This window comes from Pseudomonas vanderleydeniana (assembly GCF_014268755.2).
In the GTDB taxonomy this organism is placed as follows: Bacteria; Pseudomonadota; Gammaproteobacteria; order Pseudomonadales; family Pseudomonadaceae; genus Aquipseudomonas; species Aquipseudomonas vanderleydeniana.
The window spans coordinates 1,081,287-1,093,278 of record NZ_CP077093.1 but is presented as its reverse complement, the minus strand read 5'-3'; the positions used below and the strand labels follow the sequence as shown (position 1 = coordinate 1,093,278).

Here is an 11,992-nt window from a genome sequence, read left to right as displayed (position 1 = left end):
ACCTGCATCAGAAGTCGAAGAACACCGTCTCACCCTCACCCTGGATGCGGATATCGAACCGGTAGGCCGTCCGTCCATTCACCTCGCAGCGCTGGGCAATCAGGGTCTCGCGACGCTGCGGCTGCTCGATCAGGTTGATCACCGGGCATGTGGCGTTGGCCTCGGCCTCGTCGGAGAAATACAGGCGGGTCTGCAGGTGGATGTTGATCCCCCGGGCGAACAGCGAAACGTTGATATGCGGCGCCATCGGCACACCGGCGGCGTTGTTCACCACGCCCGGCTTGATGGTCTCCAGGGTCCATTCCCCCGCATCGAAGGTGGTCGCGGTACGGCCGAAACTGTTGAAGGCCTTCTCCGAATCGAACGCGCTGTCGTAGACCCCTTCGTGGTTGGCCTGCCAGAACTCCAGGAAGGAGTCGCGTACCAGGTGGCCGTTGCCGTCATAGACGTTGCCGAACACCAGGATATGTTCGCCGGGCGCCTCGGGCCGGGCCATCCGGTTCCAGATTTCCTCGGGGCGCGGCGGGTTGCCGGCGGCCGCCAGCGCCAGGCCGATGTGTACGTAGGGACCGGCGGTCTGGGACGGGGTTTCCATGAGCAGTTGAACAGGCATGGTCGGTCTCCTCAGCAGTTTTCGAAGTGGGTCTTGCGCTGGCCGCGCAGCACGATGTCGAAGCGATAGGCCAGGCAATCCATCGGATTGGCGTTGCCCATGTCGAGCCGGGCGACCAGGCTCTGCACCGCTTCGGGGTTGGCGATCGACTTGACGATCGGGCACATCGGGATCAGCGGGTCGCCTTCGAAATACAGCTGGGTGATCAGCCGCGTGGCAATCGACGGGCCGCTGATCGACACGTGGATATGCGCCGGGCGCCAGTCGTTCGGCCCATTGCGCCATGGGTAGGGGCCGGGCTTGATGGTGCGAAAGGTGTAGGTGCCATCACGGTCGGTCAACGCGCGGCCGACACCGCCGAAGTTCGGGTCCAGGGGCGCCAGGTAACGGTCGTTCTTGTGCCGGTAGCGACCACCGGCGTTGGCCTGCCAGATTTCCACCAGGGTGTGGGGAATCGGCTTGCCGTACTGATCGCAGACCCGGCCGGCAAGGATGATGCGCTCGCCCACCGGCAGGCCACCGTTGTTGAAATTGAGCAGCAGGTCGTTGTCGAAACGGCCGAATTTCAGATGGGAGAAGTCCGGGCCGGTGCTTTCGCTGACCGACTGAGGAATGCTCACCAGCGCCTGGCGCGGGGAGCGGGCAATGGAGGTCTTGTAGTCGGGGGTCAGGGCCTTGGGGTGCCAGTTACGGTCACGAATGACAAAACGACTGCTGTCTGCTTCAGACATGTCGGTCTCCTGTTGTTTTTATCGGGAAAGGTAGCTGCACGCTACACACTGCAAATCACGCGCTTGCAGCCTGCCCCAACAGGGAACCGCTGAAAATTGAAAAGCCCGGCCCATTCCATAACCAAATGGTTATGGATAAAGCCCTTCACGATAGGCCTGCCCGACTTCCCGCAACACGTCCACCGACCATTGCGCGGCCAGCGACAGCGGCAGGCTGGCGTTGCTCGAAATCCCCACCGAACCACCCGGTTCACGCTGCCCGAGGTCGATCTCGCGCAGCTCGCCCCGTGCCAGGTCCAGGCGCACCGCATCCAGCGGTGCCAACCATAACGCCGCGCTGGACAACACATAACGCCGGCTCAGGGCCACCGACAGGGTCTCCAGCCGCTGTCGCGACGGGCTGAGGCCACACTGCACGAACAGGCTGTCGGCGAACTTGCGGATGGTGGTGCCCGCCAGCGGCAGCACCAGCGGGAAATTTTCCACCGCCGTACGATCCAGCACGCCCTGCAGCAGGGGATGATCGGGGCGAGCCACCAGGGTCATGGATTCGCTGTACAGGTGCTCGAAGGTCAGCCCCTGGATCTCCGGGCTGTCGGTCATCCGCCCGACCACCAGGTCGACGTCACCGACCCGCAGTTGCGAGAGCAGGTAGGCACTCGGCCCGGTCACCACGCTGACCACCAGCGCCGGATGGCGCTCGTGCAGGCGCCGCACCACCTCCGGAACCAGCAGGCTTTCCACCGTCGACAGCACGCCGAGGCGCACCACGCCGGCCGCGTACTCGCCTTCGCGCAAGGCCTGCACGCCCTCGCGCAGGGTCTGTACCGACGGCCCGGCATAACGCAGGAAGGCCACTCCGGCCTCGGTCAGGCTGATGCCGCTCTTGCTGCGCACGAACAGGCTGGTCTCCAGCAGTTCCTCCAACTCCTTGAGGGTCTTCGACATCGCCGGCTGGCTCACCGCCATGACATCCGCCGCCCGCGCCAGGCTGCCCTGGCGGGCCATTTCGAGAAAGCACACGAGGTGACGGAATTTGATGCGGCTATCGATGTTCACGAGGCGACGGGCTCCGGGGCGAATCGGGACTGTGGCCATTGTCTCCGATATTCAGCGCCGGCGGCGGATTCTGCAGCAAATCCGCGGTCTGATGATCGGACTGGCGGTGTCGCGTCGCGGCAACGACACTCAAATGGCACAAAGACGGGAGGACTCCCCCATGCTCTGGAAAAAGGGACGACGCAGCGACAACGTGGTGGATGCTCGCGACGACGACAATGCCGGTGGTGGCGGCCTACGTTTCGGCGGCGGCAAGGGCCTGAGCCTGACGGCGGTGGTCTTGATCGTCGGCATCGGCCTGCTGACCGGCCAGGACCCGATGCAGATCCTCGGACAACTCAGCGGCCAGCTGGGCCAGCAGGCCTCGGTGCCCGCCACCACGCAGACGCGCCAGGCGCCACCGGCCAATGACGAACAGGCGGACTTCGTTCGGGCCATTCTCGGCGACACTGAGGACACCTGGGGCCAGATCTTCCAGCAGGCCGGGCGTCAGTATCGGGATCCGACGCTGGTGCTGTTTAGAGGTCGGGTCAACTCGGCCTGCGGGCTTGCCTCGTCAGCCACCGGGCCGTTCTACTGCCCGGCAGACCAGCGGGTCTACCTGGACCTGGATTTCTTCCGCGAGATGTCCCAGCGCTTCAAGGCCGCCGGCGATTTTGCCCGGGCCTATGTGATCGCCCACGAAGTCGGTCATCACGTGCAGACGCTGCTCGGCGTCTCGGCCAAGATCCAGGCGGCCCGCCAGCGGGGGCGGCGAATGGAAGGCGACGGCGGCCTGCTGGTGCGCCAGGAGTTGCAGGCCGACTGCCTGGCCGGGGTCTGGGCCTGGCACGCGCAACAACGCCTGCACTGGCTGGAACCCGGCGACGTGGAGCAAGCCTTGAACGCCGCCAACGCAATCGGTGATGATCGCCTGCAACAACAGGGTCAGGGCCGCGTGGTCCCCGACTCCTTCACCCACGGCACGTCCGCGCAGCGGGTGCGCTGGTTCAAGGTCGGCTTCGCCCAGGGGCAACTCAGTCAATGCGATACCTTTGCCGCAAGAAATCTGTGAACAGGCCCAACCGGCTCCTGCCGGGTGCGCTGTTGCTGGGGATGTGCGCCAGCGCCGGACAGGTGGGAGCGGCTGAACACGGGGTCAAGGAGGTCAGCCCCGATCATTTGAAACTGTCGGCCGGGGAGTTGAGCGTCGGCCTCAATCGCGACTGGCAGGGACCGATGCCCGATGTACAGCGTGTGCTGATCATCGTCCACGGCCGCCTGCGCAATGCCATGACCTACCTCAGGAGCGCCGAAACGGCCACCTCCCAGGCCGGCCAGGAGAGCAGCACGCTGATCATCGCACCGCAGTTCCTCAACGACAGCGATGTACGGCGCAATCACCTGCCCGACCGTCTGTTGCGCTGGCACGGCAATGACTGGATGGCCGGCGAGAGCACCACCGGTTCCGCGCCGATGAGTTCCTATGCGGCGCTGGATGAAGTCCTGGCCCGCCTGGGCAATCGCAAGAAATTCCCGGCACTGCGCGAGGTGGTGATTGCCGGGCACTCCGGCGGCGGGCAGGTGGTCCAGCGCTACGCCCTGGTCGGGCACGGCGACGCGCAACTGGCCGGTAGCGGCATCCGCTTGCGCTATGTGGTCGCCAATCCGTCGTCCTACGCCTATTTCAGCGCCCAACGACCGGCGAAGGGCTTCGACCCGGCCGGTTGCCCGGGCTTCAACGACTGGAAATATGGCCTGCAGAACCTGCCGGCCTACGTCACGGAGCAATCGCCGGCGCTACTGGAGCAGACCTACGTGCAGCGCGATGTCACCTACCTGCTCGGGCAGAAAGACACCGACCCGAACCACCCGGCGCTGGACAAGAGTTGCGCGGCCGAAGCCCAGGGTGCCTATCGGCTGCTGCGTGGGCACAACTACTTCGACTATCTGCAGCAACGGCATCCGCAGGGCCTGGCGCAAAGGCTGGTGGAAGTGCCCGGCGTGGGGCATGACGGCAACCGGATGTTCACCTCGCCGCAGGGGCAGAAGGTGTTGTTCAACCAATAGCCGCATAAAGATTGGAGGTCTGGCTGCGGAATGGGCGTGGCGAGCGGGCTTGCCCGCGCTCGGCTGCACGGCAGCCGTAAAGCCAGCGACCTCGTGACACCAGGCAGCCTATGCACCCTGGCTTCAGGGCCGCTTCGCGCCCCAGCGCGGCGGTGCGGCGGTGCGGCGTCCCGACAAGCCCGCTCGCCACAGCGGTGCCCTACCGTGCTGCTGAAGCCACAAAAAGCACAAGCGTTATCGAGCAGACAGCATCCGCTGCAGTGCAGCACAATCCTCGGCATGCCAGTCGGCCAGTTCCGGCCAGGGATTGTCCGGCAGGTTCACCAGCACCGTCCGGGTGCCGGCCGCGCGGCCGCAATCGAGATCGAAACGGTAGTCGCCGACCATCACCATCTCGCTCGGCGCCACGTCCCAGCTCGCGGCCAGTTTCAACAGCCCACCCGGGTGCGGCTTGGGCGGCGCATCGTCGCGGCCCAACACGTCCTCGACGGCAAAGCAGTCGGCCAGGCCGATCGCCTCCAGCGTGACGTGCGCCAATTCGCGGGCATTGCGCGTCAGGATGCCCAGGCGATAACCGCGCCCGGCCAGCTCTCGCACCAGTTCCACCGCGCCCGCCGCCGGCTTCGAGCCCAGCGCCAGGTCGCGCTCGTGCTCCAGCAGCCAGGCATGCTTGGCCGCCGCCTCATCGGCCGGCAGGGCCGCCAGGTGGGTGAGGATGTCATCTTCCGGGGGAATCGACAGGGCCACGCGAATCGCCGCGAAATCATGCACGGCGACGGTCAGGGTGCCGTCCATGTCGAACACCCAGTGCCGCACATCAGCCAGGCTCATGCCCAATCCTTGCGATGACGAATCAGGCCTTCCTGGGTCACCGACGCCACCAGCACGCCGGCCCGGTTGTACACGCTGCCGCGGGAGAAGCCGCGGGAGTTGCCGGCCCAGGGGCTGTCCATCGCGTACAGCAGCCAGTCGTCGGCACGCAGGTCGGCGTGGAACCACAGCGCGTGGTCAAGGCTGGCGACCTGCATATCCTTCTGCCACACCGACTTGCCATGGGGCAGCATCGAGGTGGTCAGCAGGCCGAAGTCCGAGGCATAGGCCAACAGGTACTTGTGCAGGGCCGGGATGTCGGCCAGGGCACCGTCGGCACGGAACCAGACATACTTGATCGGATCAGCCGGCTGCGGGTTGTAGGGATCCTTCTCGGTCACCGGGCGCACTTCGATCGGCTTGGGGCACAGCAGCTTGTCGCGCATGTGCTCGGGGATCAGGTGTGCGCGCTGGCGGGTGATCTCCAGCTCCGAGGGCAGGTTCTCCGGCCCGACCACCTGCGGCATGCTGCTCTGGTGTTCGAAACCCTTTTCGTCGTACTGGAACGACGCACTGCAGGTGAAGATCGGGTGGCCCTTCTGGATCGCGGTCACGCGCCGGGTGCTGAAGCTGCCGCCGTCGCGCACGCGGTCAACCGAATACACCACCGGCAGGGCCGCATCGCCAGGGCGCAGGAAATAACCGTGCAGCGAATGCACATGTCGCGCATCCTCCACGGTCTGGCTCGCCGCCGACAGCGACTGGCCCAGGACCTGGCCGCCGAACAGCTGGCGAAAGCCCAGGTCCTGGCTGCGCCCACGAAAGAGGTTTTCCTCGATAGATTCCAGGGTCAGCAAGTCGACCAGGTCTTCCAGCACTTGGCTCATCAAAACGCTCCTCACACAGGGCAATGCCGCCGGGTCTTGGCCGCGGCGGTCGAGGTCATTCGCTGTTCGATGACAGCACTCATGCCGTAAATGATACAGCGTTTGCGGCACCTGGGCCCGTAAACGCTAGCCGTGCAGGGTTTCCAGCCACTGGTCGCGGCTGATGCGGTACAGCACGTGCTTGCGCAGCGGATGGTCCTCGGCCAGCTTGGGGTGCTCGAAATCCGCCGCCGGGTCGTAGTGCATGCCGATCGCCTGCATGACCTTCTGCGAAGGGGTATTGGCTTCGGTGGTGAACGCCACCACTTCCTCCAGCGCCAGGCGGTCGAACGCGCAACGCAAGGCGGTCCAGGCGGCCTCGCTGGCGTAGCCCAGGCCCCAGTGTTCGTGGGCCAGGCGCCAGCCGATTTCCACCGCCGGGGTGAAGTCGGCGTCGAAGTTGACGTGGGCCAGCCCGGTCAGACCGATGAACGCCCCGGTGTCCTTGCGTTCCAGGGCCCACAGGCCAAAGCCGTGCTCGGCGAAATGGCCGCGGATGCGACCGATCAACGCGGCGCTTTCCAGGCGGCTCAAGGCCACCGGAAAATGGCGCATCACTTGAGGATCGGCGCACATCCGGGCAAATTCCGGCAAGTCGTCATCACGCCACTGGCGCAACAGCAGACGCGCACTCTCAAGTTCCAGTATCGGCTTCATCACTCCCCCTCGAGCATTCCTTGTCACGCTGTTTCCTGCCCGCAAGTGTATCGCGCTGATAAGATCCTTCACTTATTCCTACACGAAATCACCATGCCGCTGCCACTGATCTACCACGATGACTACAGCCCGGAGTTTCCACCGGAGCATCGTTTCCCCATGGACAAGTTCCGCCTGCTGCGCGATCACCTGGTGGACAGCGGCCTGACCAGTGACGCGGCGCTGCTGCGGCCGCAGATCTGCCCTGTGGAGATCCTCGCCCTGGCCCATGACCGCGACTACATCGAACGCTACATGGCCGGGGAACTGTCCCGCGAGGACCAGCGCCGCCTCGGCCTGCCCTGGAACGAAGCCCTGGCACAGCGTACCGTGCGGGCGGTCGGCGGCTCGCTGCTGGCCGCCGAACAGGCCCTGCAGCACGGCCTGGCCTGCCATCTGGCCGGCGGCACGCACCACGCCCACTACGACCACCCGGCAGGTTTCTGCATCTTCAACGACCTCGCGGTGATCAGCCGCTATTTCCTCGAGAGCGGGCGCGTGAACCGGGTCCTGATCTTCGATTGCGACGTCCACCAGGGCGACGGCACCGCCCGCATCCTTGAAGACACTCCCGAGGCCATTACGGTTTCGCTGCACTGCGAGAAAAACTTCCCGGCCCGCAAGGCCCGGAGCGACTGGGACATTCCCTTGCCGATGGGCATGGGCGACGCCGACTACCTACGGGTGGTCGATGACACGCTGAACTACCTGCTGCCGCTGTACCAACCGGACCTGGTGCTGTACGACGCCGGCGTCGACGTGCACAAGGACGATGCCCTCGGTTACCTGAAACTGACCGACGAAGGCCTGGCGGCCCGCGATGAAAACGTCCTGCGCCACTGCCTGGGCCGCGACATCCCGGTGGTCGGGGTGATCGGTGGCGGCTACAGCAAGGATCGCCAGGCCCTGGCCCGCCGTCATGGCATCCTCCATCACAGCGCGCAGCGGGTCTGGACGTCATCAGGCTGTCACTGAGTTGTGCAGGCTTACCCACAATGCCTGTGGAACCGCCTGTGGATAACCTGCGCGAAAGGCTGCACAGGCCTTGTCGGGCAAGGCTCACGGACGGTTGTATGTTTTTCGTACACATGCCGATGGCGTGCCGTTTCGATCGATGGGTGCAAGGCGCGAGGGCCCATTCGCGGGCAAGCCCGGCTCCTACAGTGAGGGCGTCAAACTCGTGGGTTGTGGACGACATAAATCCTGTCGGCACCGGGCTTGCCCGCGAAAAGGTCCGCAACCGCCCACACAGCACAAGGCTGTGGAAAAACGTAGAATACGCGCCCCGTCCAGCCGATTCGTAGCCCTCATGACCCGCTCAGCCCCCGATACCCCTTCCCGCGTCGCCATCATCGGCGGCGGCCCTGCCGGCCTGATGGCCGCCGAGGTCCTGAGCCAGGCGGGTATCCAGGTCGACCTCTACGACGGCATGCCCTCGGTCGGGCGCAAGTTCCTGCTGGCCGGCGTCGGTGGCATGAACATCACCCATTCCGAGCCCTACCCGGCCTTTCTCTCCCGTTACGCCGAACGGGCAGCGCAGATCGCGCCGATGTTGCGGGCCTTCGGCGCCGATGAACTGCGCGCGTGGATTCACGGCCTGGGGATAACCACCTTCGTCGGCACCTCCGGCCGGGTGTTCCCCAGCGACATGAAGGCCGCCCCGCTGCTGCGCGCCTGGCTCAAGCGCCTGCGCGATGCCGGGGTCGTTATCCACACCCGCCATCGCTGGACCGGCTGGCGGGACGGCAAGCTGGTTATCCACAGCCCCGACGGTGAACGGCTCGTCAGTGCCGACGCCACCTTGCTGGCCCTGGGCGGCGGCAGTTGGGCCCGACTGGGCTCCGATGGCGCCTGGTTGCCACTGCTGAAGCAACAGGAGGTCGGGGTCGCGGAGTTGCAACCGAGCAACTGCGGATTCGAGGTCGAGGCCTGGAGCCAACTGCTCAAGGACAAGTTCGCCGGCGCACCGCTGAAGAACGTCGCCATCGGCCTGCAGCACGATGCCCTGCGCCTGGGCGAATGCGTGATCACCGCCAGCGGGATCGAGGGCAGCCTGATCTATGCCCTGTCCGCCGGAATTCGTGAGCAGATCAACCGGCACGGCTCGGCCGTGATCGAGATCGACCTGCTGCCCGGCAAGACCCGCGAGCAGTTGCGCACGGCGCTGGCCAAGCCACGCGGCTCGCGCTCGATGGCCAAGCACCTGCACAGCCAAGTGGGTATCGACGGGGTCAAGGCGGCGTTGTTGCGTGAGCTGACGGAGGCCGCCTGCTTCGGCGATCCCGAGCAGTTGGCCTGCGCGATAAAGGCCCTGCCATTGAAGCTGGTGGCGACCCGTCCGCTGGACGAGGCCATCAGCAGCGCCGGTGGCGTGACATTCGAGGCGATGGACGAGCACCTGATGCTCAAGGCGCTGCCGGGAGTGTTCTGCGCCGGTGAGATGCTCGACTGGGAAGCGCCGACCGGCGGCTACCTGCTGACCGCCTGCTTTGCCAGCGGGCGGGTCGCGGGGAAAGGCATCCTGGAGTGGCTACGGCGCCAACCCTGAAAACCCCATAACCTGATCGTTCCCAGGCTCCGCGTGGGAACTCCTTTCTGGACACTCGGCGTCCGCTCTTGTGACGCAGAGCCTCACGGGCTGCATTCCCACGCAGAGCGTGGGAACGATCGGGCGATCTAAAGAGCGGAGTCAGGGCTTGCGCTTGCGCGGCCCAGTGTTGAACGCCGGGACCTTGCGCACCGGCTTGACCGGCGGCGCAACGTCTTCCGGCTTCTCGCCACTGTCCACCCAACGTCCCAGGTTGCGCTTGCCGCCCCCCGACTCCTTGGGTTTCTTCGGCTTCTTCGGTTTCTTCACCACATTGCCCGAAGCATCCGTCTCCGGCACCCGGTGATCAGGCTCGAAGCCTGCTTCGTCCTGGCGCTTTAGGGTCTGGCGGGTCAACGTCTCGATCGCCGACAGCAGGTTCACTTCATCGGCGCACACCAGGGAAATGGCCTCGCCAGTGGAGCCGGCACGACCGGTACGACCGATCCGGTGCACGTAGTCCTCGGCGACGATCGGCAGGTCGAGGTTGACCACCAGCGGCAGATCCTCGATGTCCAGGCCACGGGCCGCGACGTCGGTCGCCACCAGGATCTGCACTTCGCCCTGCTTGAAACTGTCCAGCGCGCGCTGGCGGGTCGCCTGTGGCCGGTCACCGTGGATACCGTCGGCACTCACGCCCAGGCCCTGGAGTTTTTCCACAAGCTGGTCGACGCCGTTGCGGGTCTTGGCGAACACCAGTACCTGCTTCCACTTGTTCTTGCGCAGCAGGTGCACGAACAGTTCCGACTTGCGCTTCTTGTCGACCGTCACCACCCATTGCTTGACGGTGCTGGCCGCCACGTTGCGCGGGCTGACCTCGATGCTCAACGGGTTGTTCAGGGTCTGCCCGGCCAGCAGGCGGATGGCATCGGAGAACGTCGCCGAAAACAGCAGGGTCTGGCGCTTCTTCGGCAGGGCCCGGTAGATGTTGCCCAGCTCTTCCTGGAAACCCAGGTCGAGCATGCGATCGGCCTCATCCAGTACCAGGGTCTGCAACTGGTTGAACTTGATCGCGTTCTGGCGAAACAGGTCGAGCAGGCGTCCGGGCGTCGCCACCAGCAGGTCGACGCCGCGGCGCAGCTTCATCATCTGCGGGTTGATGCTGACCCCACCGTACACCGCGTAGGTGCTCAATGGCAGGTGCTCGGCGTACTGGCGAACGCTTTCGTGGACCTGCTCGGCCAGTTCGCGGGTCGGCACCAGGATCAGCGCGCGCAGCGAGTTGGCCGCGACCTTGGGGCCTTCCATCGCCAGCAGTTGCAGCAATGGCAGGGCGAAACCGGCGGTCTTGCCGGTGCCGGTCTGGGCCGCGGCCATCAGGTCGCGACCGGCCAGCACGGCGGGAATGGCCTGGGCCTGGACCGGCGTCGGCTCCTTGTAGCCGAGAGTGTCCAGGGCCCGGGTCAGGGGTTCGATCAGGCCGAGAGTGGCGAATGTCATGCAAGTACCATAAAAAAGAGCACCGTAGGAAAAGAGTCAGCGCAAGAAGCCATGCGCGGCAGTTTACCCTGTCAGGCCCCTTTCGGCTTGCGCCACTGCGGCAAACCGATCAACACCACGGCACTGATGATCACCGCCATGGCCATGCACTCGTGCCAACCGATGTGCTCGTCGGCGAACAGGATGCCCAGCAGCACCGCCACCGCCGGGTTGACGTAGGCATAGCTGGTGGCCGCCGCCGGACGGACATTCTTGAGCAGGTACATGTAGGCGTTGAAGGCGATGATCGAGCCGAAGACCACCAGGTAGGCCATGACCGCCCAGCCTTCGACGGAGGGCATCTGGGCCAGGCGCTCGCCGCGGGCGAAACTGGCCAGCAGCAGGACCACGCCCGCCACCAGCATTTCCGCCGCACTCGCCATGCCACCAGGCGGCAGCGGCAGGTGCTTGCTCCACACCGAGCCGAAGGACCAGGTGGCCGCCGCCAGCAGGATCAGGCCGGCACCCAGCGGGCTGCCCTGCAGGTTGGAACCCATGTTGAGCAGGCCGATACCGATCAGCCCGAGGACGATGCCGGCCCACTCCAGGCGAGTGGCGCGACCACCCCAGAAGTAGCCGCAAAGCAGGGTGAACAGCGGCACGGTGGCCACCGTCAGCGCAGCGATACCCGAGGCCACGCCGATATGCTCGGCCAGGGTCACCGCCCCGTTGCCGAAAGTCAGCAGCAACACGCCGATCACCGCAGCGGCCTTCCACTGCTGCCAGGTCGGCGCCGGCACGCCGCGCCAGCGCTGGTAGGCATACATCAGGACGCCGGCGACCACGAAGCGGATACCGGCCATCATCAGCGGTGGCCAGGACTCCACGCCGATACGGATCGCCAGGTAGGTCGATCCCCAGATGAAATACAACGCGAAAAAGGCACCGATCAACGGTAGCGGGAAGCGGCGAGGGGCAGGCATGGCAGGCTCAGGGCAGCACAAGGGAACGCTATTCTAGAAAGGCCATCGGCAAATAATAAGTTACAAAACCGCGTTATCACGCCGGTACACTTTCTAAAACACGGATATCACGGGTATAA

12 protein-coding genes are annotated in these 11,992 nt (G+C 65.4%); 4 read left to right on the top strand and 8 right to left on the bottom strand.

Annotated features, from left to right (window positions below):
* Positions 1–7 precede the first annotated feature (7 nt).
* From pcaG to pcaQ, 3 genes are all read right to left on the bottom strand, one after another.
* Entirely contained in the window at positions 8–613 is a 606-nt protein-coding gene (pcaG, locus tag HU752_RS04865; RefSeq protein ID WP_186682607.1) for a protocatechuate 3,4-dioxygenase subunit alpha, read from the bottom strand.
* An 11-nt stretch (positions 614–624) separates the two neighbouring features.
* Positions 625–1,344 carry a protocatechuate 3,4-dioxygenase subunit beta gene (pcaH, locus tag HU752_RS04860; RefSeq protein ID WP_186682605.1) on the bottom strand — a complete coding sequence of 240 codons (720 nt, stop codon included), beginning with the start codon at positions 1,342–1,344 and terminating at the stop codon, positions 625–627.
* Positions 1,345–1,473: 129 nt separating this feature from the next.
* On the bottom strand, positions 1,474–2,403 hold the full coding sequence (gene pcaQ / locus HU752_RS04855; RefSeq protein WP_186682603.1) for a pca operon transcription factor PcaQ: 930 nt from the start codon (positions 2,401–2,403) through the stop codon (positions 1,474–1,476).
* 160 nt (positions 2,404–2,563) lie between these two features.
* On the opposite strand from pcaQ, the gene ypfJ reads away from it, so the two are divergent.
* The gene (gene ypfJ, locus HU752_RS04850; protein WP_186682601.1) at positions 2,564–3,457 is read left to right on the top strand and encodes a KPN_02809 family neutral zinc metallopeptidase; all 894 of its coding nucleotides are present in this window, start codon (positions 2,564–2,566) and stop codon (positions 3,455–3,457) included.
* A 41-nt stretch (positions 3,458–3,498) separates the two neighbouring features.
* Entirely contained in the window at positions 3,499–4,452 is a 954-nt protein-coding gene (locus HU752_RS04845; protein WP_186682737.1) for an alpha/beta hydrolase, read from the top strand.
* A 234-nt stretch (positions 4,453–4,686) separates the two neighbouring features.
* On the opposite strand, the gene HU752_RS04840 is transcribed toward HU752_RS04845, so the two are convergent.
* From HU752_RS04840 to HU752_RS04830, 3 genes are all read right to left on the bottom strand, one after another.
* Positions 4,687–5,283, bottom strand: a complete 597-nt coding sequence (locus HU752_RS04840) for an HAD family hydrolase (RefSeq protein ID WP_186682599.1) — start codon at positions 5,281–5,283, stop codon at positions 4,687–4,689.
* Entirely contained in the window at positions 5,280–6,149 is an 870-nt protein-coding gene (gene tesB, locus HU752_RS04835) for an acyl-CoA thioesterase II (RefSeq protein ID WP_186682597.1), read from the bottom strand. Before tesB ends, HU752_RS04840 begins: the two co-directional genes overlap by 4 nt.
* A 126-nt stretch (positions 6,150–6,275) precedes the next feature.
* Entirely contained in the window at positions 6,276–6,845 is a 570-nt protein-coding gene (locus HU752_RS04830; RefSeq protein WP_186682595.1) for a GNAT family N-acetyltransferase, read from the bottom strand.
* A gap of 93 nt (positions 6,846–6,938) precedes the next feature.
* Between HU752_RS04830 and HU752_RS04825 the strand changes: the two genes are divergently transcribed.
* Positions 6,939–7,859 (top strand): histone deacetylase family protein, encoded by a 921-nt coding sequence (locus tag HU752_RS04825; RefSeq protein WP_186682593.1) that lies wholly within the window; start codon positions 6,939–6,941, stop codon positions 7,857–7,859.
* A gap of 334 nt (positions 7,860–8,193) precedes the next feature.
* Positions 8,194–9,432 carry a TIGR03862 family flavoprotein gene (locus HU752_RS04820; protein WP_186682591.1) on the top strand — a complete coding sequence of 413 codons (1,239 nt, stop codon included), beginning with the start codon at positions 8,194–8,196 and terminating at the stop codon, positions 9,430–9,432.
* A 141-nt stretch (positions 9,433–9,573) separates the two neighbouring features.
* On the opposite strand, the gene rhlE1 is transcribed toward HU752_RS04820, so the two are convergent.
* Positions 9,574–10,911, bottom strand: a complete 1,338-nt coding sequence (gene rhlE1 / locus HU752_RS04815) for an RNA helicase RhlE1 (protein WP_186682589.1) — start codon at positions 10,909–10,911, stop codon at positions 9,574–9,576.
* Between the two features lie 71 nt (positions 10,912–10,982).
* On the bottom strand, positions 10,983–11,873 hold the full coding sequence (yedA, locus tag HU752_RS04810; RefSeq protein WP_186682587.1) for a drug/metabolite exporter YedA: 891 nt from the start codon (positions 11,871–11,873) through the stop codon (positions 10,983–10,985).
* Between the last annotated feature and the right edge of the window lie 119 nt (positions 11,874–11,992).